The following is a 24,948-nucleotide window of genomic DNA, read 5'->3' as shown; positions in this document are numbered from 1 at the left end:
TCCTTCGCTTTTCTCGGCTTCCCATGATAGGACCCATTCAGCGCTCGCCCTTCCGATAGGGCTTCATCAGTGCCTGCGGATAGCTCGCCTTGCGCGCGACCAGCACCAGCGCCAGGATCGACAGCAGGTAGGGCAGCATCAGGTAGAGCTGGTAGGGCAGCACGGCATCGCCCGACTGCTGCAGCCGCAGCTGCAGCGCATCGAAGAAGGCGAACAGCAGCGCGCCCAGCAGCGCCTTGCCCGGCCGCCAGGATGCGAACACCACCAGTGCCACGCAGATCCAGCCGCGGCCGTTGACCATGTTGAAGAAGAAGGCGTTGAAGGCCGACAGCGTGAGGAACGACCCCGCGACGCCCATCAGCGCCGAGCCGGCGACGATGGCGCCGGTGCGCGTGGCCGCGACCGACACGCCCTGGCCCTCGGCCGCCTGCGGGTTCTCGCCGACCATGCGCACCGCCAGCCCGGCCGGCGTCCGGTACAGCACCCAGGCGAGCAGCGGCACCAGCAGCAGCGCCAGCAAGGTTAGCGGGGTCTGCGCCGAGAGCACCGGCACCTGAAGCCAGTCCATCGGCGCGAACGGCGTCACGGTCGGTGGCGTGTTGACCTTCGGGAAGCTCACGCGGTAGCCGTAGTAACTCAGCGCGGTCGCCAGCAGCGTGATGCCCAGCCCCGACACATGCTGCGACAGCGCCAGGCCGACCGTCAGGAACGCATGCAGCAGGCCGAACACCGCGCCCGCCAGTGCCGCGACGCCGACCCCGGCCCACAGCGGCGCACCGGCATAGACCGCGAGCCAGCCGGCGAAGGCGCCGGCGACCATGATGCCCTCGATGCCGAGGTTCAGCACGCCAGCCCGCTCGCACAGCAGCACGCCCAGGGTGCCGAAGATCAGCGGCGTGGCGATGCGCAGCACCGCGACCCAGAACGAGGCGTTCGACAGGATGTCGGCGATGTCGGTCATTTCAGGCGCACCCGGTACTGCGTCAGCAGCGTGGCGACCAGCACCGCGATCAGCGAGGCGGCGACGATCACGTCGGCGATGTAGGTCGGCACGCCGATCGCGCGGCTCATGGTGTCGGCCCCGACCAGCACCCCGGCGACGAACACGCCCGCCGCCAGCACGCCGAGCGGATGGAGCCCGGCCAGCATCGCGATCACGATGCCGCTGTAGCCATAGCCGGGCGACATGTCCAGGGTGACGTAACTGGTGCGCCCGGCGACCTCGATCGCGCCTGCGAGGCCGGCCAGGGCACCCGACAGCAGCGCCACCCACACCACGGTGCGCGTCACCGGAACGCCCGCGAAGGCCGCGGCGCGGGCGTTGGCGCCGACCGCGCGGATGTCGAAGCCGATCACGGTGTACTTGAACAGCAGCCAGACCAGCACCGCCAGCCCGGCGGCCCACAGCAGCCCGGTGTGGATCCGGGTCTGGACGACCAGCTTGGCCAGTTCGAGCTCCGACTGCAGCGAGACGCTCTGCGGCCAGCCCATCGCGCTCGGGTCCTTCATCGGGCCGTCGAGCATCGCCGAGACCCCGAGCAGCACAATGAAGTTGATCAGCAGCGTGGTCACCACCTCGTCGACGCCGAGCCGGCTCTTCATGAGCGCCGGCCCCAGCAGCAGCAGCGCGCCGGCGAGCGCCGCCGCCGCCATCATGAGCGGGAACAGCAGCCAGGTCGGCAGCTCGAAGCCGGTGCCGCCATGCAGGCCGCCGACCGCCACCGCGGCCAGCGCCCCGGCATAGAGCTGGCCTTCGGCGCCGATGTTGAAAAGCCGGGCCTTGAAGGCCACGGTGGCCGCCAGGCCGGTGAGGATCAGCGGCACGGCGCGGGTCAGGGTCTCGCTCCAGGCGAAGACCGAGCCGAAGCCGCCTTGCAGCAGCAGCGCATAGGTGCGTCCGACCGGCGCGCCGGCCCAGAGCACGAGCAGGGCGCTCACCAGAAGGGTGAACGCGACCGCGCCGACCGGCGCCAGCAGCAGCGCGGCGCGCGAGCTTCGATGCCGGCGCTCGAGCCTCATGAGCCCGCCATCGCCAGGCCGATGGCCTCGCGCGTCCAGGCGGCGGCGGGCCGCGGCTCGCCGAGTTCGCCGCCATGCATCACGGCGACCCGGTCGCCCAGGGTCAGCACCTCGTCGAGGTCATCGGAGATCAGCAGCACCGCCGCGCCGGCATCGCGTGCCGCGATCAGCTGCTGCTGCACGTAGGCGACGGCACCGATGTCCAGGCCCCAGGTCGGCTGGTGCGCGACGATCAGCCGCGGCGTGCGCTGCTTCGCGCTGGCCGAGGCCGGCGCCATCAGCGCCCGGCCGAGGATCAGCTTCTGCATGTTGCCGCCCGACAGGGCCCGGGCCGGTGCGTCGAGGCCGGCGCCGCGCACGTCGTAGGCCTTCTCGACGCTGCGCGCATGGGCCTTCGCGGCGCCGCGCCGGACCCACAGCCAGCGCGAGAAAGCCCGGCTGCGCAGGCGCTCCGAGACCGCGTTCTCCCACACGGGCAGGTCGCCCACCACACCGACCGCATGGCGGTCCTCCGGAATCCGGGCCACGCCGCGCTGCACCAGCCGGGCCGGCGTGGGCGGCAGTTCGCGGCCCATCAGCCGGACCGTGCCGGCGATGGCGCGCCGGGTGCCGCTCAGCAGCTCGGCCAGCGCCACCTGGCCATTGCCGGAGACACCTGCCACCGCGACGATCTCGCCCGCCCGCAGCGAGAGGCTGACGTCCAGCAGTCGATCGTGGCCGCTGCCCCCGGTGCGCACGTGGTCGAGCACGCAGACCGCGTCGCCGACCCGGCCGGCCGGCCGGCGCACCGTGTTCTCGATCGCATGGCCGACCATCCACAGCGCAAGCTGCGCCTGCGTGGTGTCGCCGGCGCGGGCCTCGGCCACCAGCCGGCCGCCGCGCAGCACCGCGATCCGGTGCGACACCCGCAGCACCTCGGGCAGCTTGTGGCTGATGAAGATGATCGACAGGCCCTGGGCCACCATCTGGGCCAGGGTGGCGAACAGCGCCTCGCTTTCTTGCGGCGTCAGCACCGCGGTCGGCTCGTCGAGGATCAGGATGCGGGCGTCGCGGTACAGCGCCTTGAGGATCTCGACCCGCTGCCGTTCCCCGACCGACAGGCTGCCGACCCGGGCCTCCGGCTGCACCGGCAGTCCGAAGCGCTTCGCCACCGCCAGCAGCCGGGTGCGTGCCGCATGGCGGCGCGAGAAGGGCTGCCAGAGCGGCTCGGTCCCGATCAGCACGTTGTCGAGGACGCTGAGGTTGTCGGCCAGCGTGAAATGCTGGTGCACCATGCCGATGCCGGCGGCCAGCGCCGCCTTCGGATTGCCGGGCGCGAGTGGCCGCCCGAAGACCTCGATCTCGCCCGCGTCGGCCACGTAGTGCCCGAACAGGATCGACATCAGGGTCGACTTGCCGGCGCCGTTCTCGCCGAGCAGCGCCAGCACCTCGCCGCCCTGCAGCGTGAGCGAGATGCCGTCGTTGGCCACCAGTGTGCCGAAGCGCTTGGTGATGCCGCGCAGCGACAGCACCGCGGCGGGCGGCGTCCCGCCGCTCACTTGGCGGTCGACTTGGGCTGGCTGTCGTCCACCTTGATGGTGGTCTTGCCCGAGAGGATGTCGGCCTGCTTGGCCTTCACCTTGGCGACGATGTCGGCCGGCACCTTGGCCTCGAAGGTGCCGAGCGGGGCGAGCTCCGAGCCCTTGTGCTTCATCATCGAATAGGGGCCGTAGTCCTCGGCCGTGAACTTGCCTTCTTTCACGAGCTTGATCGCGCGGTCGGCCGAGGGCTCGAAGTTCCAGAGCGCGGAGGCGACCACGGTGTCGGGGTACTTGTCCTGCGTGTTGATCACGTTGCCGATCGCGAGCTTGCCCTTTTCCTTGGCCGCATCGCTGACGCCGAAGCGCTCGGCGTACATCACGTCGGCGCCTTTGTCGATCATCGCGAAGGCGGCTTCCTTGGCCTTCGGCGGATCGAACCAGCTGTTGATGAAGCTGACGCTGAACTCGACCTTCGGATTGGTCTCCTTGGCGCCGGCCATGAAGGCGTTCATGAGGCGGTTCACCTCGGGGATCGGGAAGCCGCCGACCATGCCGATCTTGTTGCTCTTGGTCATGCCGCCGGCGACCATGCCCGACAGGTAGGCCGGCTCCTGGATGTAGTTGTCGAAGACCGAGAAGTTGGGCGCCTGCGGCTTCAGCGAGGAGCCCATCAGGAAGGCAGTCTTGGGAAAGTCCTTGGCGACCTTGCGCGCCGCGGCCTCGACGCCGAAGACCTCGCCGAGGATCAGCTGGTTCCCGGCGGTCGCGTACTCGCGCATCACGCGTTCGTAGTCGGCGTTGGCGACGTTCTCGGTGGCCGTGTACTCGATCTCGCCGCGCGCCTCGGCCGCCTTGAGTGCCTTGTGGATGCGCCCCACCCATTGCTGTTCGAAGGGCACGGTGTACACCGCCGCGACCTTGAGCTTGGCCTGCGCCAGCGCGAGGCCCGGCGCCCCCGCGGCGAGCGCAGCTGCGATGGCGACCGAACGGATGATCAGATGGCGGCGTAGGGACACAGTGGACTCCTCGTTCTTGAGTTGAAGTTATTTGGTGCCGAAGATTCTGTCGCCGGCGTCGCCGAGGCCGGGCAGGATGTAGCCGTGGCTGTTGAGTTCGCGGTCGATCGCGGCGGTGTAGATCGGAACGTCCGGGTGCGCGTCCTGCATGGTCTTGACGCCCTCGGGGCAGGTCAGCAGGCAGACGAACTTGATCGACTTGGGGTTCAGCTCCTTGAGCCGTTCGACCGCCGCCACGGCCGAGTTGCCGGTCGCCAGCATCGGGTCGACCACGATCGCATCGCGTTCCTCCATGCCGCCGGGCATCTTGAAGTAGTACTCGACCGCGGTCAGCGTCTTGGGGTCGCGGTACAGGCCGATGTGGCCGACGCGGGCGCCCGGGATGACGCTCAGCATGCCGTCCAGGATGCCCGTGCCCGCGCGCAGGATCGACACCAGCACCACCTTCTTGCCGTCGATCACCTTGGCATGCATGGTCTCCAGCGGCGTCTCGATCTCGATGTCCTGCATGGCCATGTCGCGCGTGACCTCGTAGGCCATGAGCATGCTGATCTCGTTGAGAAGCCGGCGGAAGCTGTTGGTGCTGGCCTCCTTGCGGCGCATCAGCGTGAGCTTGTGCTGGACGAGTGGGTGGTCGACGAGGTGGACGTTGCTCATGGATTTGCAGGAAGGCGCGAGGGCGTTCTTGTCGTTGTGAAAAAAGGATGTGAAGTCTAGAAGACGGTGCCGTCGCTCTCGATGCGCAGGGGTGGCGCGCCCTCACGCAAGCGCTGTGCCATGACACGGCCGGCGGCCCAGGTGCCGCCTTCGAGCACGCGGGCCAGGGGCAGGTCTTCTTCACTGAGTTCCATCACCCGGCGCACCCGCGCCGCGACCTCGTCGAGCAGGGCCACGGTCAGCGCCCGCCACTCGACGATGAATTCGTCGCCGACCTTCCACGAGCGCTGCAGAAACGCGGGGCTGCGCGGCACGATCAGGCCGCTGTCGATCAGCAGGCCGCCGTTGCGGTACTCGGGCAGCGCGGTCAGGGCCTCGACGTGGCGCACCTTGACGCCGGCCCACTCGAAGGGCTCGAGCATCGAGTAGGTGAGCCACTGCGACAGCTTGTGGAAAGGCATCCAGCCGTTCGTGAGGCCGGGCCCGCGCACGGCACGGTGGCGCCAGCAGTCGCCCAGTGCCAGCGCCGGATCGCCCGAGCCGATCGCGCCCGCTGCATCGCTGCCGTCGGCCGCGATGCTGTCGATCGCGTTGGCCGCCGGCCAGATGCCCGACAGCGATTCGAGCAGCAGGGACAGGATGTCGTGGGCCGCGATCTCGGCGGTGGGCGGCGCCGCCGGCCCGTACGGCCCGATCAGCGCATCGAACAGGCCCCCAGGCCGGCCGTCGTCGCCGAACACCTCGGGCCGCTCCTGCATCGCTTCGCCGAGCCGGCGCAGCAGCGTGGCCCGGCCCGCCAGCCCGACCAGCGGATTGACCGAGCTGACCTGGAAGGCGTCGCCCAGCCGGTCGGTGACCAGGGCGCGCAGCCCGGCGGCATCGGCCTGCAGCGGATGGGCGGGGTCGGACGAGAACAGTCCGCTGGTGAAGGCATGGAAGCTGGCAATGCCCAGGCCCTCGGAGCGCGTGAAGCGCTGGCCGCTGGTGGCCTCGAAGTAATGCCAGTCGGGGCCGGCACCGGCGTCGAGCAGCACGCTGACCAGCACCAGGTCGAGGTGGGCGCGGGCGCGCTGGCGCGCCGTGACATCGCCGAGCAACTGGTCGAGGGCCGCCACCCGGTTGACGCCGCCGGCCTCGAAATGACGCCAGCGGCTGTGGTAGGGGATCGGGCCCCAGGCATAGCGGTCGCGCGTGACCTCGGCCACCGTGCGGGCCGTGTCCTCGAGGGCGTCGTCGTTGCCGATCGTGAACCATTCGGATTCGCCCGCGCGGGCCCGTGCCAGCAGCGCGGCGGCGCGGCTGCGCACCGCCTGCGTGGTGCGCAGGAAGGCAGCGGCACCGGCCGGGTGCGCGGTGTCGCCGACGAATTCGATCGCCGGGTCGACATGGCCTTCGGCGTCGGCGCTCAGCACGCCGGGATTGGCGGTCGGCCGTTCGGGGTCGACCCCGTAGTTGCTGCCGCTCATTGGTCGAGCCCCCGGCCCTTGGCCTTCTTGAGTTCCTCGGCGTCGGGCACCGCGCCGGGCGTGAAGTAGCCGGCCGCCATCTTGGCGTCCATCTCGACCCGGGCGTCGGCCGGGATCAGTTCGTCGGGGATGTTGACCCGGGTGCCGATCTCGATGCCCGAGCCCGTGATGGCATCGAACTTCATGTTGCTCATCGACACCAGGCGGTGGATCTTGCGGATGCCGAGCCAATGGAAGACATCGGGCATCAGCTCCTGGAAGCGCATGTCCTGGACGCCGGCCACGCACTCCGTGCGGGCGAAGTACTGGTCGGCGGTGTCGCCGCCGACCTGGCGCTTGCGCGCGTTGTAGACCAGGAACTTGGTGACTTCGCCGAGCGCCCGGCCCTCCTTGCGCGAGTAGGCGATCAGGCCGACGCCGCCGCGCTGGGCACCCTGGATGCACTCCTCGATGGCATGCGTCAGGTAGGGGCGGCAGGTGCAGATGTCGGAGCCGAACACGTCCGAGCCGTTGCATTCGTCGTGGATGCGGGCGGTGAGCTCGACCTCCGGGTTGGCGAGGTCGCGCGCGTTGCCGAAGATGTAGAGGGTCTGGCCGCCGATGGGCGGCAGGAACACCTCGAGGTCGGAGCGGGTGACGAGTTCGGGGTACATGCCGCCGGTCTCCTCGAACAGCACGCGGCGCAGGTCGGTCTCGGAGCAGCCGAAGCGCTGGGCCACCGCGGGCAGGTACCAGACCGGCTCGATGGCGGCCTTGGTGACCATCGCCGCGCCGCCGGCGGTCAGGAACTTGCCGTCGGCCTTCAGGCGGCCGCTCTGCAGGGCCTCGATCACCTCGGGCAGGATCACGTGGGCCTTGGTGATCGCGATGGTCGGGCGGATGTCGTAGCCGGCCGCGAGTTCGGTTGCGAAGGCGTCGGCCACCACCGCGCCCCAGGGGTCGAGCGAGACGATCCGGCCGGGCTCGCTCCATTGCGGGTAGGGCCCGATGGCGTCGGTCGGCGAGGTGTTGGTGAGGTCGGCCTTGTGGTGCGGCGAGAGGGCCCCGGCGGCCACGGCCAGCGCCCGGTAGACGCTGTAGGACCCGCTGTGGGTGCCGATGACGTTGCGATGCGCGCGCTTGGTGGTGGTGCCGACCACCGGGCCGCGCTCGGCCGCGGTCGCGGCACCCCACTGGATCGGCAGGGCGCCGAAACCGCCGGCATGCGAGGTCAGGCGAATGTGGCTGCGAGGGGGAGGGGTTCCGGGAAGGGTCGGGGAGGGCGCGGCCGGCTCGGGCGGCACGGCGTCGGGGGAGGGCTGGGAAGCGGTCGGAACGGAAGCGGAAGAAGGAGTCGGAACGGTGTCTACGGACATTGCGGGCCCTCAAAAAACACAATGTACCGATGGCTCCGGGAACTGGCAAGCTGGCGCATACGCCATTTGCCGTAAACCCGGGGCCTCGCGGTTCGTGCTTGCCGTCACGGCACAATCCGGCGGTCTTCTTTTTTTGGCTGCGCCTGTAACCGGCCGCGGCCGTTGCCCGAATGTCAGAGAGAAGCCCGATGGCGAAAAGCGAAGCGGAGTTGCGGCTGCACGGGTTGTTCGTGCGCGGGCTCGCCGGCGACGCGGCCGCCTATCGCAGCTTCCTGGAGCAGCTTGCCTCGCACCTTCGCGCCTTCCTGGCCCGGCGACTGTTCGGCTGGCCCGACGAGGTCGAGGACCTGGTCCAGGAATGTCTTCTCGCCATGCACAACCAGCGCCACACCTACCAGCCCGACCAGCCCCTGACCGCCTGGGTGCATGCGATCGCGCGCTACAAGATGATCGACCTGCTGCGGGCGCGGGCCGGTCGCGAGGCGCTGCACGACCCGCTGGACGACGACCTCGCCGTGTTCGCCGAGTCGGCCACCGAGGCCAGCGATGCGCGGCGCGACCTGGCGGGCCTGCTGGCGACGCTGCCGGACCGCCATCGGCTGCCGATCGTTCACACCCGGCTCGAAGGGCTGTCGGTCGCCGAGACCGCGCGCCTGACCGGCATGTCGGAATCGGCGGTCAAGGTGGGCGTTCACCGCGGACTGAAGGCGCTGGCGCAGAAGATCAGGGGGAGCCGATGAGAACCGACCAACTGGTCGCCCTGCTGGCGGCGGATGCCGCCCCGGTGCGCCGGCGCGCGGTGTCGCGCCGGCTGGGGGTGGCGCTGGCGATCGCACTGCCGGTCTCGGCGGCCTGGATGCTGATGGCCTACGGCGTGCGGCGCGACCTGATCGAGGCCATGTTCTGGCCGATGTTCTGGGTTCGCCTGCTGTTCGGCGCCGGCATCGCGCTGGCAGCGTTCGTGGTGGTGCAGCGGCTGGCGCGTCCGGGCGTGCGGGTTCGGGGCGCGTGGCTGGGGCTGGCGGCGCCGGTGCTGCTGATCTGGCTGCTGGCCCTGGTGGCGTTGCTTTCGGCCCCGGCCGAAGAGCGCGCGGCGCTGGTCATGGGGCACACCTGGCGCAGCTGCACCGTCGACATCGCCGTGGTGTCGCTGCCGATGTTCGCGGCCCTGCTGTGGGCGCTCAAGGGCCTCGCGCCGACCCGGCCGGCGCTGGCCGGCGCGGCGGCCGGCGCGCTGGCCGGCGGCGCCGGGGCGATGGTCTACGCCCTCCATTGCCCGGAGCTGGCGGCGCCGTACATCGCGGTCTGGTACGTGGCGGGCATCGCGCTGCCGGTGGTCGCCGGCGCCCTGATCGGGCCCCGGCTGCTGCGCTGGTGAGCTGGCCGCAGGCTATCGCCTGGTCTTCGAGCCGAAGATCCCGCCCAGCACCCCGCGCAGGATCTCGCGCCCGACCGTCGTGCCCATGGTCCGCACGGCCGATTTCGCCATGGTCTGCGCCAGGCCGTCGTGCTTGCCGCCGCGTGGCCCGGTGGAGCCGAACAGCAACTCGTTGAGGCTGCCCATGACACCGCCCGACTCCGGCGCCGCCGGCGCGCCGGGCTTGCCGGCGGTGGCGGGCGCATCGGGTGCGGTCGCGGCGCGGCCCTTGAGCTTCTCGTAGGCCGACTCGCGGTCGACGGCTTTCTCGTAGACGCCCGCCACCAGCGAATTGGCGATCAGGGCCTGCCGCTGGGCCGGCGTGATCGGGCCGATCTGGCTGCCCGGCGGCAGCACGAAGACGCGTTCGGTGACGCTCGGGCGGCCCTTGTCGTCGAGGAAGCTCACCAGCGCCTCGCCGACCGCGAGCTCGGTGATCGCCGCCTCGATGTCCAGCCCCGGCTTCTGGCGCATCGTGGTGGCGGTCGCCTTCACCGCCTTCTGGTCGCGCGGCGTGAAGGCCCGCAAGGCATGCTGCACCCGGTTGCCGAGCTGGGCCAGGACCGAATCCGGGATGTCCAGCGGGTTCTGCGTGACGAAGAAGACGCCCACGCCCTTGGAGCGCACCAGCCGCACCACCAGTTCGATCCGCTCGACCAGGGCCTTGGGTGCCTCGTTGAACAGCAGGTGGGCCTCGTCGAAGAAGAACGCCAGCTTGGGCTGCTCGGGGTCGCCGATCTCGGGCAGCTGCTCGAACAGCTCCGACAGCATCCACAGCAGGAAGGTGGCGTAGAGCCGCGGCGAGTTCATGAGCTTGTCGGCCGCCAGGATGTTGATCACGCCCTTGCCGTCCACCGACTGCATGAAATCGGCGATGTTGAGCATCGGCTCGCCGAAGAACTTGTCGCCGCCCTGGCTCTCGATCGCGAGCAGGCCGCGCTGGATCGCGCCCACGCTGGCGGCGCTGATGTTGCCGTATTCGGTCGTGAACTGGCTGGCGTTCTCGCCTACGTGCTGCAGCATCGCCCGCAGGTCCTTGAGGTCGAGCAGCAGCAGGCCGTTGTCGTCGGCGATCTTGAACACCAGGTTCAGCACGCCCGACTGGGTCTCGTTCAGGTTGAGCATCCGGCCCAGCAGCAGCGGGCCCATGTCGGACACCGTGGCGCGCACCGGATGGCCCTGCTCGCCGAAGACGTCCCACAGCGTGACCGGGCAGGCCAGGGGCGCCGGCAGGTCGAGCCCGCGCTCTTTCAGGATGCCCGCCATCTTGGCGCCGATGCTGCCGGCCTGGCTGGCGCCGGTGAGGTCGCCCTTGACGTCGGCCATGAACACCGGCACCCCGATCGACGACAGCTTTTCGGCGATGGTCTGGAGCGTGACGGTCTTGCCGGTGCCGGTGGCGCCGGTGATCAGGCCGTGTCGATTGGCCAGCCCCGGGAGCAGGGTGCATTCGATGCTGCCCTGGCGGGCGATGAGGAGAGGGTCGGCCATGGGGTTTTCCGGTCGTTCGAAGGGGCCCAGTCTAGCGAAGCCGGCCTCCTATAATCGCGACCCCATGCGAAGCTTCCTCCGGTGTGACCGAAGGCGTCTTCGCGTATCCCTTTGCGACAATTCCCCAAGACCCGGAGTTCTCCTTTGTCATCGACTGCCCAATCCCCCGTTCCCGCCGCTGGCGACGCCTCCGAACAGTCACCCCTCGAGAATGAATTGGCTGTCCTCCTTGTCGAGTCGCTCAACCTGGAAGTGGCCCCGGCCGACATCGTGCCGACCGCACCGCTGTACGGCGAAGGCCTCGGGCTCGATTCGATCGACATCCTGGAAGTCGCGCTGGAGGTGTCGCGCAAGTACGGCTTCCAGCTGCGCTCGGACGACGAGCGCAACCAGCAGATCTTCGAATCGCTGCGCAGCCTGGCCGCGCATGTCGCGGCGCACCGCGGCACGTCCTGATCCATGTCCCGATGGCGCATGGCGCTCCTGCTGCTGGCGGGGGTGAGCTATGCCTGCGTGTCGCACTGGATGATGCTCTATCACGCGGCCGAGCCCTGGGCCGTCGTGGTCTTGCTGGGCCCGCTGTGGCTCACCGCGCTCGGTCTCGCAGGCAGCCGCTTCGGCCGCTGGGGGCTGGCGCTGGCCGGCCTGGCCGGGGTAGCGGGCTTCGCGCTGGTGCTGCTGGGCGAGGCCGGTGACCCGAATCGTCTCTATGTGCTGCAGCATGCCGGCATCAACGCCTTGCTCTGCGGCTGGTTCGGCAGCACGCTGCGGGGCGACCGGCTGTCGCTGATCGGCCAGTTCGCCCAGCGCGTGCATCCGCTGTCGCCGGCGATGCGCATCTACACCGCCCAGGTCACGCGGGTCTGGACGCTGTACTTCGCCTTGATGGTGGTGGCGTCGATCGCGGTCTACGCGAGCCTGTCGTTCGCGGCCTGGTCGGTGCTGGCCAACCTGCTGACGCCGCTGCTGGTGGCCGGCCTGTTCGTCGGCGAGCACCTGATGCGCTACCGGCTGCATCCCGAATTCGAGCGCACCCGCATGATCGACGCGGTGCGCGCCTTCTATGGTGCGCCGGCGGACCCCTCCGCGCGGCACTGAACCTGGCGAATCCCTTGAGTCCCGACACCTTCCTGCCGCTGCTGGCGCAGCGCGACCTCGACCAACCCCTGGCCTGGCGCGCCGGCACCCCGGTGAGCGCGCGCGAGTTCCTGGCCGATGTCGCCCGCTTCGCGCCGGCGCTGCTGCCGGGTGGTCCGGTCGTGAACCTGTGCGTCGACCGCTACGCCTTCGCGGTCGCGCTGGCCGCGGCCCTGGTGCGCGGCGAAGCCAGCCTGCTGCCCCCGGATGCGCGCCCCGACACGCTGGCGCGGCTGCACGAGATCGGCGACCCCGCCTATGCGGTGATCGACGACCCGGCGCTCGAGACCCCCGGCCTGCCGCGGGTGCGTGTCGACGACCGTGCGCCACGGGCCGACGGCCCGGAGCCGCCGCTGCCGTCCTTCGCCGCCGGCATGCATGCGGTGAGCCTCCTGACCTCGGGTTCGACCGGCGCACCGCAGCCGCATGCCAAGACCTGGGGCACGCTGTTCGGCGATGTCCAGGCCGCGGTCGGCCGCCTGGCCGGCCTGCTCGGACGGCCGTCACTGGCCGGGCTGACGCTGGTCGCCACCGTGCCGGTCCAGCACAGCTACGGCATCGAGTCCTCGGTGCTGCTCGCGCTGCTGGGCGGCGCCGCCTTCGACAGCGGACGGCCGTTCTTTCCCGCGGACGTGGCCGAGGCGCTGGCCTCGGTGCCGCAGCCGCGGGCGCTCGTGACGACGCCGTTTCACCTCAAGACGCTGCTGCTGTCCGGCATCGCGCTGCCGCCGGTCGACCTGATCCTGTCGGCCACGGCCCCCTTGTCGCCCCAGTTGGCGGCCCAGGCCGAGCAGGCGATGGGCGGCGCGCTGATCGAGATCTACGGCAGTACCGAGTCGGGCCAGGTCGCGACCCGCCGGCCGACCCAGAGCGAAGTCTGGGAGACCTTCGGCGAGATCCGGGTCCAGGCCGAGCATGACGCGGCCGGCGTCGAGCGCTTCATCTTCTCGGGTGATTTCATTCCCGAGCCGACGCCGATGGCCGACATCCTGGAACTGGTCGACGACCGGCGCTTCCGGCTGCTCGGCCGGGCCAACGACCTGATCCACGTGGCCGGGCGGCGCAGTTCGCTGGGCTACCTGAACCATCACCTCAACAGCATCCCGGGCGTGGTCGACGGCGCCTTCTGGCTGCCGGACGACGTGGCGGACGGCGTGGTGCGGCCGGTGGCCTTCGTGGTCGCGCCCGGGCTCGATGCCGCGGCGATCATCGCGGCCCTGCGCGAACGGATCGAGGCGGTCTTCGTGCCGCGCCGGGTGGTGCACGTGGCGGCCTTCCCGCGCGAGGGCACGGGCAAGCTCACGGCGCGCTCGCTGCGCGAGTTCGCGCTGGCCCAGCTGGCCGCCGACGGCACGCCGGTGCAGGTCACGCGCGAAGTGCCCGCGGACCACCCGGCCTTTGCCGGCCACTTTCCGGGCCAGCCGCTGATGCCGGGTGCCTTGCTGCTGGCCGAGGTCCTGGAAGCGGTGCACGGCGTGCCCGCACTGGCCGCGCGCCTCGGGGCCGAGCCGACCTTGGCCGCGGCCAAGTTCCTGGCGCCGGTGCGCCCGGGCAGCACGCTGGTGATCGACCTGGTGCCCGAGACCGGCGCCGCCCGGGGCCTGCGCTTCGAGGTCCGCAGCGGCGCGGTGGTGGCGGTCAGCGGACGCTGGGTGCCTGGCGCTACGTTATGAGCGCAACGCCGCCCGAGCCGGGCGATGCGAAGTCGCGCCAGGCCGAGTGGTCGCGCGCGCCCGAGCGCAGCAACATGCTCGCGCTGCGCGTCATCTGCGCCATCGCGATCCTGTGCGGGCGGCCGTTGACCCGACTGATCCTGCATCCGATCTCGCTCTACTTCCTGCTGTTCTCGCCGACCCCGCGGCGCCACATCAAGCGCTACCTGTTCCGCGCGATCGGTCCCAAGGCCGGCTGGGCCGACGGCTATCGCCTGCTGCACGCCTTCGCCTCCACCGTGCTCGACCGGCTCTATTTCCTGCGCGGGCGGATGGACCTGTTCGACATCCGGGTGTTCGGCAATGCGCCGGTCGAAGTCGAGGTCAACGCCGGCCGCGGCGCCTTCATGCTCGGCGCCCATGTCGGCAGCTTCGAGGCGCTGGGCGCGTGCAAGCACCGCGCCGGCGCGCCTGCCGATCTGCGTCCCGCGATGGTGATGTACCCGGACAACGCGCAGCAGATCAACGCGGTCCTCAACGCCATCAGCCTGCCCGAGCTGCGGCCGCACATGATCGCGCTCGGGCGGCCGCATTCGATGCTGGACCTGCGCGACTGGCTCGATTCCGGGGGCCTCGCCGGCTTGCTGGCCGACCGCACCCTGGCCGGGCCCGAGGAGGCGGGCCAGCAGCGCGGCAGCAGCATCGAGGTGCCTTTCCTTGGCCGACCGGCGCTGTTCAACGACGGGCCGTTCCGGCTCGCCGCCTTGCTGCGCCGCAAGGTCTTCTTCATGGCCGGCCTCTACGTGGGCGGCGCCCGCTACGATGTGCTGTTCGAGCCGCTGGCCGATTTCAGCGAGCGCGCGAGCGACCCGGCCGAGCGGGAACGGCGCATCCGCGCGGCGCTCGAAGCCTACGTGGCCCGGCTCGAGGCGCTGTGTCGCGCCTACCCGTACAACTGGTTCAACTTTCATGATTTCTGGCTCGAAGATCCGCATTGAACGCTGGGGCAGGGCGCTGGCCGCGCTGATGCTGTCCTGGCTTTTCGCCTCGTCAGCCTGGGCTTTCGACCTGCCCGAGCTGATGGGCCTGCTGGCGCAGCAGAAGAGCGGCGAGGCCCGCTTCACCGAGCAGCGCTTCGTGCGGGGACTGGAAGGCCCGCTGGACGCCAGCGGCGTGCTGAGTTTCACGGCCCCCGACCGCCTGGTCCGCCGCACGCTGTCGCCGCGGCCGGAGACGATGAGCGTCGAGGGCAATACGCTGACCCTGTCGCGCGGCGGCCGCACGCGCACGCTGGCCCTGGACAGCATGCCCGAGCTGCTCGGCATGGTCGAGGCGATGCGCGGCACGCTGAGCGGCAACGGCCAGAGCCTGCAGCGCTACTTTCGCAGCACGCTCTCCGGCTCGGCCACCGGCTGGCGCCTGGACCTGGAGCCGATCGACCCGCGGCTGGCGGCCCAGGTGCGCTCGATGCGCCTGAGCGGACGCGGCGGCGAGGTGCTGGGCATCGACATGGAGTTCATCGGCGGCGACCGCTCGGTGATGGCGATCACGCCCGAACGCGGCGCCGGCACGGCGGCCGTTCCGTCCGCCCCCTCCGCGGCATCGGCGCGCACCACCCCGTGACCCGAGCCGCTGCCGCGCCCGGTCGCCGCCGTGTCGCGTTGACCCTGGGTCTCTGGCTGCTGGCGCTGCTGGCCGGTGCCACGCTGATCGCGCGCACCCATTTCAGCGCCGACCTGTCGGCCTTCCTGCCGGCCAGCCCCGACGCGCGGCAGCAGATCCTGATCGAGCAGCTGCAGAGCGGCATCGCCTCGCGCACGATCTTCATCGGCATCGAGGGCGGGCGGGACGCGGCGCAGCGGGCGGTGGTGTCGCGCGCGGTCGCGCGTGCGATGCGCGACAGCCGGCTGTTCGACCTGGTCCAGAACGGCGACACCAGCGACTGGAAGGACACCGGCACCTGGGTCTTCGACCACCGCTACCTGCTGGCGGCCGGGCTGACGCCCGAGCGCTTCAGTGCCGCCGGGCTGCGCGACGCGATCCTCGACAGCCTGTCGATGCTCGGCACGCCGGCCGGCAACGCGCTCAAGCCGCTGCTCGACCGCGATCCCACCGGCGAGACCCAGCGCATCGCCGAAGGCCTGATTCCCGCCAGCTCGCCGCGCAGCGAGGAGGGCGTCTGGGTGTCGCGCACCGCGCCGCGGGCGCTGATCCTCGCCACCACGCATGCTGCCGGCGGCGACCTCGACGCCATCGCCCTGGCGATCGCGCGCGTGCAGGGCGCCTTCGACGAGGCCACGCGCGAGATGGCCGGCGACGGTCCGAGCCTCGAGATGACGGGCGCGCCCGTGTTCTCGGTCCAGAGCCGCGACCAGATCAAGGGCGAGGCGATCCACCTGGCGGTGGTCGGCGGCATCGTCATGGGCGCCTTGCTGCTGCTGGCCTTCGCCTCGCCGCGGGCGCTGGTGATCGCGCTGCTGCCGGTCGCCACCGGCGTGGTCGGCGGCACCGCGGCGGTGAGCCTGGTCTTCGGCGAAGTGCACGGCCTGACGATGGGCTTCGGCAGCACGCTGATCGGCGAAACCGTCGACTACGCGATCTACTACCTGATCCAGGCCCGCGGCGCCGCCGTCGCCGGCACCGGCTGGCAGCGCTGGCGCGACATCCATTGGCCCACGGTGCGGCTCGGGCTGCTGACCTCGGTCTGCGGCTTCGCGGCGCTGGTGTTCTCGGGCTTCCCGGGGCTGGCGCAGCTCGGCGTGTTCTCGATCGCCGGCCTGGTCGCGGCGGCGCTGGTCGCGCGCTTCGTGCTGCCGGTGCTGGCCCCCGACGGCGCCACCGGCATGGGCATGCGGCGCCAGATGGCCCAGCTGGCCGGCTTCCTGGTGCGCGGGCTGCCGCGCCTGCGCTGGCTGCTCTCGGGCCTCGGCGTGGCGGCGCTGGCGCTGGTGCTGTGGCAGGGCGGCTATCTCTGGCGCGCCAACCTTGGTGCGATGAGCCCGGTGCCGAAGGCGATGCAGGCGCTCGACGCCGAACTGCGCGAGGACGTCGGCGCCAGCGACGGCGGCACCCTGGTCGTGGTCCATGGCAGCGACATGCAGGCCACGCTGCGCAGCACCGAGGCGGCCGGCCAGCGTCTCGAGGCGCTGGTCGACAAGGGCGATCTCTCGGGCTTCGAGACCGTCACCCGCGTGCTGCCGAGCGAGGCTTCGCAGGCGGCGCGCATCGCCAGCCTGCCGGACGCCGCGACCTTGCGCAGCCGCCTGGCCGAAGCGACGCGGGGCCTGCCGCTGCCGGCTGCGCGCCTCGAGCCCTTCATCGCCGACGTGCAGGCCGCCCGGGCGCTGCCGATGATCCGGCGCGCCGACCTGGCGGGCACGCCGCTCGACGCGGTGGTCGGGGCACTGATGTTCGAGCGCGCCGCCGGCGGCTGGTCGACGCTGATCTCGCTGCACCCGGGCGCCAGCTTCGACCCTGCCCGGCTGGCGGCCGCGCTCGACGGCCTGCCCGACGTGCAGGTGGTCAATGTCGGCGACGAACTGTCCGGGCTCTACAAGCGCTATCTGCGCGAAGCTTTCGTCCAGGTGATGCTGGGTGCCCTCGCTGTGGTGGTGCTGCTGGCCGCCTGGCTGCGCTCGGGGCGCCGCCTGCTGGCGGTCTGCCTGCCGCTGGTGGTCGCCGTGGTGCTCACCCTGGGCGGGATGGCGGCCTTGCACGTGCCGCTGGGCATCCTGCACCTGGTCGGCCTGCTGCTGATCGTGGCGGTGGGGTCGAACTACGCGCTGTTCTTCGACCAGCTGCGCGAGACCGGACGGGCCGACGAGGACACCCTGGCCTCGCTGATGCTGGCCAACCTGACGACCGTGGTGTCGTTCGGGCTGATCGCGATCTCCGACATTCCGGCGCTGTCCTCGATCGGCCGGGTGGTGGCGCCCGGCGCCTTGCTGGCACTGCTGTTGTCGGCGGCTTTCGCGCGCACCGCCGCCCCTTCCGGGACCGGCCCGCGCTGATGGGAAAATCGACCCCCATGGCTGCCGTCGTTCCTGCTCCTTCTTCCGCGACCCGCTGGTCGTGGCCGCCGCTGGTGCGCGCCAGCATCGGCTGGCACCTGCTCGCCTTCGGGGCCGCGGTGACGGTGCCCGGTGCGCTGCCCTGGGCCATTGCCGCGGTGGTGTTGAACCATGTGCTGATCACCGCCGCCGGGCTGACGCCGCGCAGCAGCCTGCTGGGGCCGAACATGACGCGGCTGCCCGCCGCCGCGGCGGCGCGCCACGAGATCGCGCTCACGATCGACGACGGGCCCGACCCGGAGGTCACGCCCCAGGTGCTCGACCTGCTGGACGCCCACGGCCAGCGCGCCACCTTCTTCTGCATAGCGGAGCGGGTGGCCGCGCATCCGGCGCTGGCGCGCGAGATCGTCGCCCGCGGCCACAGCATCCAGAACCACACGGCGGGGCACCGCCACGACTTCTCGCTCCTGGGGCCGCGCGGTTTCGAGGCCGAGATCGCGCGCGCCCAGGCCCTGCTGTTCGAGGTCACGGGCGAGCGGGCGAGCTGCTTCCGGGCTCCGGCCGGGTTGCGCAACCCTTTCCTGGCGCCGGTGCTGCACCGCCTGGGCCTGTCGCTGGTGACCTGGACGCGGCGCGGCTTCGACACCCGCGAAGGCGATCCCGCGATCGTGCTGGCGCGACTCGAGAAGGGCCTGAAGGCCGGCGACATATTGCTGCTGCACGACGGCCATGCCGCGCGCACCGAGGGCGGCCGCGCGGTCGTCCTGGAGGTGCTGCCGCCGCTGCTGGCCAGAATCCGATCCGACGGCCTGCGTGCCGTGACCCTGCCCGAGGCCCTGGCTGAACGATGAACCCGGTTTCCACCGACGCCGCCTGGCGTCAGATCCACGAGCACGCGAGCGCGCCGTACCGCAAGGCGGGCAAGTTCGCCTGGCATTTCGCGCGCGGCAAGCTGGGCCGCGACCCGGTCTTCCGTGGCCTGGTCGAGCGCGGCCTGATCGGCGCGCACCGCCGCCGGGTGGTCGACATCGGCTGCGGGCAAGGACTGTTCGCGAGCCTGCTGTCGGCGCTCGGCACGCTGCAGTCGCGCCCGGGTGCGTGGCCCGCCACCTGGAGCGCAGCGCCGGCCGCGATCTGCTACACCGGCATCGAGCTGATGCCGAAAGACGTGGCGCGCGCACAGGCGTCGATCGGACACCTGCAGCCGGCGCCGGAGTTCGTCTGCGCCGACATGTGCCGGGCCGCCTTGCCGCCCAGCGACCTGGTCGTGATCCTCGACGTGCTGCACTACGTCGACCTCGACGCCCAGGAGGGCGTGCTGCGCCGCGTGCGCGACGCCCTGCAGCCCGGCGGACGTCTCCTGCTGCGGGTCGGTGATGCCGCCAGCCGGCGCGGCTTTGCGATCAGCCAGTGGGTCGACCGCACCGTGACCCGGATCCGTGGCCACCGCGCGTCGCCGACCTGGGGCCGGCCGCTCGACGACTGGATGCTGCTGCTGGAGCGGCTCGGATTCAAGGTCCACAGCATCCCGATGAGCGCAGGCACGCCCTTTGCCAACGTGCTGCTGGTGGCCGATATCAAGGAAGCCGAATGACCGCACCCCAGACCCTCGACCGCGCCGGCATTGCGCGGCGCATTCCGCACAGCGGCAGCATGTGCCTGCTCGACCGTCTCGCCGCATGGGATGCCGAATCCATCCACTGCACGACCGCCTCGCATGCGCATCCGGACAACCCGCTGCGCACCGCCTCCGGCCTGCTGTCGCCGAACCTGATCGAGTATGCGGCGCAGGCCATGGCGCTGCACGGCGGCCTGCTCGCGGCGGAGGGCAGCGAGCCCTCGGCCGGGTTCCTGGCGAGTGCGCGCAATGTGCGCCTGAGCGTGGCCCGCATCGATGACATCGCGGGCGAACTGCAGGTGCATGCGCAGCGGCTCACCGGCGATCAGAGCCAGGTCCTCTATCAATTCGCAGTCACTGACGCCACCGGCCGGCCGCTGGCCGAGGGCCGGGCGGTCGTCGTCCTGAACACCCCGCTTGCCATGGAAAACAACGCATGAGTCTCATCGGAAAACGCGCCCTGATCACCGGCGCCAGCGGCGCCCTGGGCGCGGCCATTGCGCAGCGACTGGCGCGCGACGGCGCCACCGTGCTGCTGCACGCCAACTCGCGGCCGGAGTCGGTGGCGCAACTGGCCGCCACGATCACTGCCGCCGGCGGCAAGGCCGAATGCGTGGTCTTCGACCTGCGCAGCGACGACGCCGCGCAGGCGGCCTGCGAGCGCCTGCTCGAGGGCGGGCCGGTGCAGGTCATCGTCAACAATGCCGGCGTCCACGACGACGCCGTGTTGCCGGGCATGCGGCCCGAGCAGTGGCACAAGGTGATCGACGTCTCGCTGAACGGCTTCTTCCGCGTCACGCAGCCGCTGCTGCTGCCGATGCTGCGCACGCGCTGGGGGCGCATCCTCAATATCTCTTCCGTGGCCTCGCTGACCGGCAATCGCGGGCAGGTCAACTATGCGGCGGCCAAGGGCGCGCTCAACAGTGCGACCAAGGCCTTGTCGCTCGAAGTGGCGGCGCGTGGCGTGACTGTGAATGCGATCGCGCCGGGGATCATCGCTTCGCCGATGGCGGATGGCGTGTTCGACGCGGCGATGATCAACCAGATGGTGCCTGCGAAGCGGGCCGGGACGCCGGACGAGGTCGCATCACTGGCCGGGTTCCTGGCGAGTGATGAGGCGGCCTACATCACGGGGCAGGTGATCTCGATCAACGGTGGGATGATTTAGTTTCGGGTCCGGGTTGGCCCATTGGGACGGGCGCCCGGCAAGCGGTGCGGGCCGAGCGACCCCACTGCGCCGGCCCTTCGGGCTCCCTTGCGGTGCTCGCTCCAGGCGGGGTCCACGCGAAACTCGCTTCGCTCAAACACGCGCGGCCCTTATCCGCCTGAAGCTCCGCTCCTCAGCGGCGCAGAGGGGATCGCCCGTCCCGCACCGCATGCCGGGCTCCGGGGGTGATCAAAGATCCGTGTCGTCTCCAACGCCGATGCAACCCCAACGTGTCAGCGGTGGCGGGCGGTATGCCCCCGGGCCGGCCGTTGAGGCACCGCCGAGCAGCGCAGGGCAGCCGCGAAGCGGCCGGTGACGTCGGCCGGCCCGGGGGCATACCGCCTGCCGCCGCCGCCCCCGCCGCCCCGCCAGCAAGTTCACGCCTGAAACGGCGCCACCCCCCGCAGCTTGCGAATCACCAACCCCGGCAGCCGCAGCACGAACTCCACCATCAGCCGCGTATGCATCCAGGTCAGCAGCAGGTTGTCCCGCCCATAGCGGAAGTGCGACACGCCGCCTTCTTCCGCCGTGAGGTACTTCACCGGCGCATCGATGTTGACCGGCTTGACGCCGCGCCAGGCCAGCCGGACCACCGCTTCGGTGTCGAAGTCGAAGCGGCGCATCCACGGCTGCCGCGCCATGACCGCGATCAGGTCCGCCACCGGGTACACCCGAAAGCCGTAGAGCGAATCGCCCACGCCCGCAAACAGCGTCTCCAACTGCGTCCAGCCGTTCGAGACCCGGCGCCCGCGCACCCGCAGCAGCGGGGCGCTGGCATCGAAGACCGGACGGCCGAGCACCATCGTCTCGGGCCGCGCCTGCGAGGCCTGCATGAACGTCGGTATCAGGTCGGCCGGATGCTGGCCGTCGGAGTCCATGGTCAGTGCGTGGGTGTAGCCGGCCTGCTGCGCCTCGCGCAAGCCATGCAAGACGGCGGCACCCTTGCCCTGGTTGTGCGGCAGCACCCGCACGCGCAGCCCCGGGTCTTCGGCGGCCATGCGCTGCAGCCGCTCGCCGGTGCCGTCGGTGCTGCCGTCGACCACCACCCACACCGGGTTCCATTGCGCACGTGCCGCCTTGACCGTCGAGAACAGGCGTTCTCCTGTGTTGTAGCTCGGGATCAGGACAAGGTGGGTGCGCGAGACGTCTGGCATGCGGGCTGCGCGTCGGGGGCGCGCTGTTCCATGGATTGGCGGTAATAGAGTTCGATCTGCTGCAGCAGCGCGTTGCTGTCCTGCGAGGGCGCGAAACGCTGGCCCAGGCTCAGGCGGAACACGATCGGCAGCGGCGGCACCCGCCACAAGGGCCAGCCCTTGCCCAGGTAAGGCGAGTCGGTGTCGATGAAGACGGTCTGGATCGGCGCCTGCGCGAGCTTGGCGATCAGCGTGACACCCGGCCTGAAGCTGTTGAGCGGGGGCGTGACGGTGCGCGTGCCTTCGGGGAAGATCACCAGCTGGCCGCCGTTGCGCAGGTCGTCGACCGCCAGCCGCACCATCGTGCGCGCCGAGTCGTTGCGGATGTAGCGCGCCAGCCGGGCGCCCGCGCCCAGGAAGATGTTGCGCATCAGGTCGGCCTTCATGATGCAGGCGCTGCGCGGCAGGCGGGCAACCAGCAGCAGCGCGTCGAGCATGGTCGGATGGTTGGCCACCAGGATGAGCCCGCGTTCGTCGCGCAGGGCGTCGAGGCAATCGGCGTCGATGCGCATCATGCCGCTGAGCGACGCGGCGGCCCAGAAGAAGCGGTAGGCGAAGGCGATGGCGCGGCGGCCGAGCGCGCGCCCGGTGGCCACCGGCAGCACCGGATAGAGCAGCATCGCGGCGATGTTCCATGGCAGCGAGATGGCGCCGAGCAGCACCAGCAGCGCATACAGCGGCAGCGCGAACGGGATCGACAGTCCCAGACGAAGCAGCCGGTTCATCGATGGCCTCGACCCATCAGGGGTGCAGCGCCCCGCGTGCCACCGCATGGGCCTCGATCTCCACCAGCAGGTCCTGGCGGCAGATGTCGGCTTCGAGGTAGACCGCGTGGCTCACCGTGTGCGCCGCCGGGCCCAGCGCGGCTTCGAGCGCCTGACGCACCAGGGGCGCATCGGCGGCATGGCGCACGTAGACCACGCAGTCGAGTGCCGAAAGATCGAAGACGGCGCTGGTGCGCGCGTTGGCGGCCGCGATCACGGCGGCGAGGTTGCGCAGCGTCTCCTCGACCTGCGGCAGCAGCTGGCCCACGTGCACGGTCTCGTGGCCGACGATGCTGGCCGTGCCCGAGATGAAGAGCGCGACGTCGCCGCCGCCGATCTCGGCCAGCGCCGCGCGCGAAAAGGTCGGTGCGCGCGGCCCGTAGGCCGGCGGATAGCGATAGGCGGAGACCTGGCGTGGATTCTCGACCGCCAGCGGGGCCGTGCGGCCGGCCAGGAAGCGGATGCTCAGCGCGCCTTGGTGGATGCCCAGCGCACAGGCCGCAGGGGCACCGTCGAAGGCCGCCTGGCCAGCGTCGACGAAGGCCTGCTGCCGGCCGGCATTGAACTGCCGGTAGCGCTCCATTCCGCCGCCGTCGCCGTTGATCTGCGGCAGGTAGTTCCAGATCCGCAGCAGGTGGGCGCAGCCGGTGGCTTCCAGCGCGGTGAAGAGATCGCGATAGGCGCGCTCGGCCAGGGCGGCGACGCCGCTCTGCTCGACGTTCTCGTCGAGGTCGATGGCGCCCAGCATCCAGTGGCCGTCGCAGCGCCAGCGCACGACGCCGGTGGTGCCGGACTCGATGTGTTCGCTGGCATGCCAGACATCGGCCATCGGGGGGCCGCCGGTCAGCACGCGGGCGTTCACGGTCGGCATCCAGGCGAGCCCGTCGGGCGTGCCGTAGCCCAATGCGCCGAACAGTGCCGGGCTGTCGGCGGCGAGGGCCAGGCCCTGCGCCAGGCTCAGGCGCTGCACGCGCAGGGGCGGGGTGGTCAGGGGGAGTCGTGCGGTCACTGGGCCTCGACGATGTTTTCGCCGGCGAGCGGCCCGAGATCGCGGATGTTGCGCCGGCGGCGCTGCCAGGCGTTCCAGGTCCGGCGCGGATGCGCGGTGCAGACCGCGAAGTAGATCGTCTTGAGGACGCGCAGCGAGCGCCAGATGGGCGTCTTGCCGTAGATGTCGCCGGCCAGCAGCGACATCAGCGCCTCCTTGACGCGCAGGGGGTTCGATGGATACATGAAGAACTCGCGCATGGTCGGGTTCGTGACGCGGAAGATGAACCACGAGAACTCCCGCGGGCCCTTGCGCATCTCCTCCTCGAAGCGTCGCCGTTCGGTCGCGGCTCGGGTGGGCTGGTCGAGCGCCGTGGCGACCACCTCGGCGCCGACGAAGGCACTGTGCATCGCCAGATAGACGCCGGAAGAGAACACCGGATCGATGAAGGCATAGGCATCGCCCAGCATCAGGTAGCGCTCGCCGCTGCAATGGGTGCTGGTGTAGGAGTAGTTGCCGGTGGCGTAGACCGCGTCGTCGACCAGCGCGGCGTCTTTCAGGCGCTGCACCAGCGGCTCGCACATCGCGATCGTGTCGGCGAAGAAATCCTTCAGCGGCTTCTTGCGCGACTTCAGGTAGTAGGGCCAGCAGACCGCGCCCACGCTGGTGCTGCCGTCGGCCAGCGGGATGTACCAGAACCAGCCGTGCTGGAACCAGAAGATCGTGATGTTGCCTTCGAGCCTGCCCGGCGCCCGCTCGGCGTTGGTGAAGTGGCCGAACAGCGCCGAGCTGTTGTGCTTCGGGTTCTTCTGCTTGGCCTTGAGCTTGTTCGACAGGAAGGTGTCGCGGCCCGAGGCATCGATGACGAAGCGTGCGCGCCACCGGCGCTGCGCGCCGTCGTCCAGCGCCGCCAGCACGTCGGCGCCGTCGGCGTCGAAAACGACCTCGCGCACCCGGCAGCCCTCGACGGCCTGGGCGCCCTGGGCGGCGGCATGACGGAACAGGATCTCGTCCATCTCGGAGCGCCGCACCTGCCAGGCATAAGGCATGGTCTTGTCCCAGGCCTCGGAAAACTCGAGCCGGGTGATGTGGTCGTGGTCCGGCGAGACGAACTCGACGCCCCATTTGGGCATGCCGATGCGCTCAAGTTCGTCGCGCAGGCCGAGCTTGTCGAACAGCGCCACGTTGGCCGGCAGCAGCGATTCACCGATGTGGAAACGCGGATGGTGTGCCTTCTCGAGCATCACGACGTTGCGGCCCTGGCGGGCCAGCAGGGCGGCGGCCGTGGCGCCGGCCGGGCCGCCGCCGATGACGAGCACATCGCACTGCGCGGGTTCGGGCGAGCCGGGATCGGCGGTCGGCGGGGGATTGTTCATGCGCGTGGGCTGGAAGACTGGAAAAGAGGGTCGCGCAGACGCGCATCAGGCTCGGATTATCC

General features: G+C 70.8%; 24 protein-coding genes. 12 read left to right on the top strand and 12 right to left on the bottom strand.

What is annotated here, in order from left to right:
* Positions 1–37: 37 nt before the first annotated feature.
* The 7 genes from QZH52_RS19400 to QZH52_RS19370 are packed head-to-tail and all read right to left on the bottom strand — an operon-like array spanning position 38 to position 8,033.
* Positions 38–961, bottom strand: coding sequence for an ABC transporter permease (locus QZH52_RS19400; protein WP_301812147.1), 924 nt, complete (start codon positions 959–961; stop codon positions 38–40).
* A complete protein-coding gene (locus QZH52_RS19395) occupies positions 958–2,019 on the bottom strand; it encodes an ABC transporter permease (protein ID WP_286531764.1) in 1,062 nt (353 codons plus the stop codon). Before QZH52_RS19395 ends, QZH52_RS19400 begins: the two co-directional genes overlap by 4 nt.
* A complete protein-coding gene (locus QZH52_RS19390) occupies positions 2,016–3,557 on the bottom strand; it encodes an ABC transporter ATP-binding protein (protein WP_301812145.1) in 1,542 nt (513 codons plus the stop codon). Before QZH52_RS19390 ends, QZH52_RS19395 begins: the two co-directional genes overlap by 4 nt.
* On the bottom strand, positions 3,554–4,555 hold the full coding sequence (locus tag QZH52_RS19385) for a BMP family protein (protein WP_301812143.1): 1,002 nt from the start codon (positions 4,553–4,555) through the stop codon (positions 3,554–3,556). The genes QZH52_RS19390 and QZH52_RS19385 overlap by 4 nt, the downstream gene beginning before the upstream one ends.
* Before the next feature lie 27 nt (positions 4,556–4,582).
* Positions 4,583–5,212: a uracil phosphoribosyltransferase gene (gene upp / locus QZH52_RS19380; RefSeq protein WP_286367663.1), complete on the bottom strand. Its 630-nt coding sequence runs from the start codon at positions 5,210–5,212 to the stop codon at positions 4,583–4,585.
* Between the two features lie 56 nt (positions 5,213–5,268).
* A complete protein-coding gene (locus QZH52_RS19375; RefSeq protein WP_301812138.1) occupies positions 5,269–6,678 on the bottom strand; it encodes a DUF1688 family protein in 1,410 nt (469 codons plus the stop codon).
* Positions 6,675–8,033, bottom strand: a complete 1,359-nt coding sequence (locus tag QZH52_RS19370) for a GTP cyclohydrolase II (protein ID WP_301812136.1) — start codon at positions 8,031–8,033, stop codon at positions 6,675–6,677. The genes QZH52_RS19375 and QZH52_RS19370 overlap by 4 nt, the downstream gene beginning before the upstream one ends.
* Before the next feature lie 188 nt (positions 8,034–8,221).
* Between QZH52_RS19370 and QZH52_RS19365 the strand changes: the two genes are divergently transcribed.
* Positions 8,222–8,773 (top strand): sigma-70 family RNA polymerase sigma factor, encoded by a 552-nt coding sequence (locus tag QZH52_RS19365; RefSeq protein WP_286531769.1) that lies wholly within the window; start codon positions 8,222–8,224, stop codon positions 8,771–8,773.
* On the top strand, positions 8,770–9,411 hold the full coding sequence (locus tag QZH52_RS19360; protein WP_301812132.1) for a DUF1109 domain-containing protein: 642 nt from the start codon (positions 8,770–8,772) through the stop codon (positions 9,409–9,411). Before QZH52_RS19365 ends, QZH52_RS19360 begins: the two co-directional genes overlap by 4 nt.
* A 12-nt stretch (positions 9,412–9,423) precedes the next feature.
* Here the strand turns inward: QZH52_RS19360 and QZH52_RS19355 are convergent, their stop codons facing one another.
* Complete coding sequence (locus QZH52_RS19355; RefSeq protein WP_301812130.1) at positions 9,424–10,941, bottom strand: helicase HerA-like domain-containing protein; 1,518 nt, start codon at positions 10,939–10,941, stop codon at positions 9,424–9,426.
* 144 nt (positions 10,942–11,085) lie between these two features.
* Here QZH52_RS19355 and QZH52_RS19350 point away from each other — a divergent pair, with 144 nt between their 5' ends.
* From QZH52_RS19350 to fabG, 10 genes are read left to right on the top strand one after another with little or no spacing between them, the layout of a single operon-like run.
* A complete protein-coding gene (locus tag QZH52_RS19350; RefSeq protein WP_286504364.1) occupies positions 11,086–11,397 on the top strand; it encodes a phosphopantetheine-binding protein in 312 nt (103 codons plus the stop codon).
* A gap of 18 nt (positions 11,398–11,415) precedes the next feature.
* Positions 11,416–12,039, top strand: a complete 624-nt coding sequence (locus QZH52_RS19345; protein ID WP_301812128.1) for a COG4648 family protein — start codon at positions 11,416–11,418, stop codon at positions 12,037–12,039.
* A gap of 14 nt (positions 12,040–12,053) precedes the next feature.
* The gene (locus tag QZH52_RS19340; protein WP_301812126.1) at positions 12,054–13,751 is read left to right on the top strand and encodes an AMP-binding protein; all 1,698 of its coding nucleotides are present in this window, start codon (positions 12,054–12,056) and stop codon (positions 13,749–13,751) included.
* On the top strand, positions 13,748–14,728 hold the full coding sequence (locus tag QZH52_RS19335) for a lysophospholipid acyltransferase family protein (protein WP_301812124.1): 981 nt from the start codon (positions 13,748–13,750) through the stop codon (positions 14,726–14,728). The genes QZH52_RS19340 and QZH52_RS19335 overlap by 4 nt, the downstream gene beginning before the upstream one ends.
* Positions 14,700–15,353, top strand: coding sequence for a LolA-related protein (locus QZH52_RS19330; protein ID WP_301812122.1), 654 nt, complete (start codon positions 14,700–14,702; stop codon positions 15,351–15,353). The genes QZH52_RS19335 and QZH52_RS19330 overlap by 29 nt, the downstream gene beginning before the upstream one ends.
* Positions 15,350–17,740 carry an MMPL family transporter gene (locus tag QZH52_RS19325; protein WP_301812120.1) on the top strand — a complete coding sequence of 797 codons (2,391 nt, stop codon included), beginning with the start codon at positions 15,350–15,352 and terminating at the stop codon, positions 17,738–17,740. The genes QZH52_RS19330 and QZH52_RS19325 overlap by 4 nt, the downstream gene beginning before the upstream one ends.
* Positions 17,740–18,591: a polysaccharide deacetylase family protein gene (locus tag QZH52_RS19320; RefSeq protein WP_436411606.1), complete on the top strand. Its 852-nt coding sequence runs from the start codon at positions 17,740–17,742 to the stop codon at positions 18,589–18,591. The genes QZH52_RS19325 and QZH52_RS19320 overlap by 1 nt, the downstream gene beginning before the upstream one ends.
* A complete protein-coding gene (locus tag QZH52_RS19315; RefSeq protein ID WP_301812117.1) occupies positions 18,588–19,334 on the top strand; it encodes a class I SAM-dependent methyltransferase in 747 nt (248 codons plus the stop codon). The genes QZH52_RS19320 and QZH52_RS19315 overlap by 4 nt, the downstream gene beginning before the upstream one ends.
* Positions 19,331–19,798 carry a hotdog family protein gene (locus QZH52_RS19310; RefSeq protein WP_301812116.1) on the top strand — a complete coding sequence of 156 codons (468 nt, stop codon included), beginning with the start codon at positions 19,331–19,333 and terminating at the stop codon, positions 19,796–19,798. Before QZH52_RS19315 ends, QZH52_RS19310 begins: the two co-directional genes overlap by 4 nt.
* Positions 19,795–20,526: a 3-oxoacyl-ACP reductase FabG gene (gene fabG / locus QZH52_RS19305; RefSeq protein WP_301812114.1), complete on the top strand. Its 732-nt coding sequence runs from the start codon at positions 19,795–19,797 to the stop codon at positions 20,524–20,526. The genes QZH52_RS19310 and fabG overlap by 4 nt, the downstream gene beginning before the upstream one ends.
* Positions 20,527–20,942: 416 nt before the next feature.
* On the opposite strand, the gene QZH52_RS19300 is transcribed toward fabG, so the two are convergent.
* The 4 genes from QZH52_RS19300 to QZH52_RS19285 are packed head-to-tail and all read right to left on the bottom strand — an operon-like array spanning position 20,943 to position 24,886.
* Positions 20,943–21,719: a glycosyltransferase family 2 protein gene (locus QZH52_RS19300; RefSeq protein WP_301812112.1), complete on the bottom strand. Its 777-nt coding sequence runs from the start codon at positions 21,717–21,719 to the stop codon at positions 20,943–20,945.
* Positions 21,686–22,483 (bottom strand): lysophospholipid acyltransferase family protein, encoded by a 798-nt coding sequence (locus QZH52_RS19295; protein WP_286529154.1) that lies wholly within the window; start codon positions 22,481–22,483, stop codon positions 21,686–21,688. The genes QZH52_RS19300 and QZH52_RS19295 overlap by 34 nt, the downstream gene beginning before the upstream one ends.
* 16 nt (positions 22,484–22,499) lie before the next feature.
* Entirely contained in the window at positions 22,500–23,531 is a 1,032-nt protein-coding gene (locus QZH52_RS19290; RefSeq protein WP_301812110.1) for a chorismate transformation FkbO/Hyg5 family protein, read from the bottom strand.
* On the bottom strand, positions 23,528–24,886 hold the full coding sequence (locus QZH52_RS19285; RefSeq protein ID WP_301812108.1) for an NAD(P)/FAD-dependent oxidoreductase: 1,359 nt from the start codon (positions 24,884–24,886) through the stop codon (positions 23,528–23,530). The genes QZH52_RS19290 and QZH52_RS19285 overlap by 4 nt, the downstream gene beginning before the upstream one ends.
* Positions 24,887–24,948: the final 62 nt, after the last annotated feature.

It is taken from the genome of Variovorax ginsengisoli (assembly GCF_030486595.1).
GTDB lineage: Bacteria > Pseudomonadota > Gammaproteobacteria > Burkholderiales > Burkholderiaceae_C > Variovorax > Variovorax ginsengisoli_B.
Note: the sequence above shows the minus strand (reverse complement) of the source record. Positions and strands in the feature narration are given on the sequence as shown.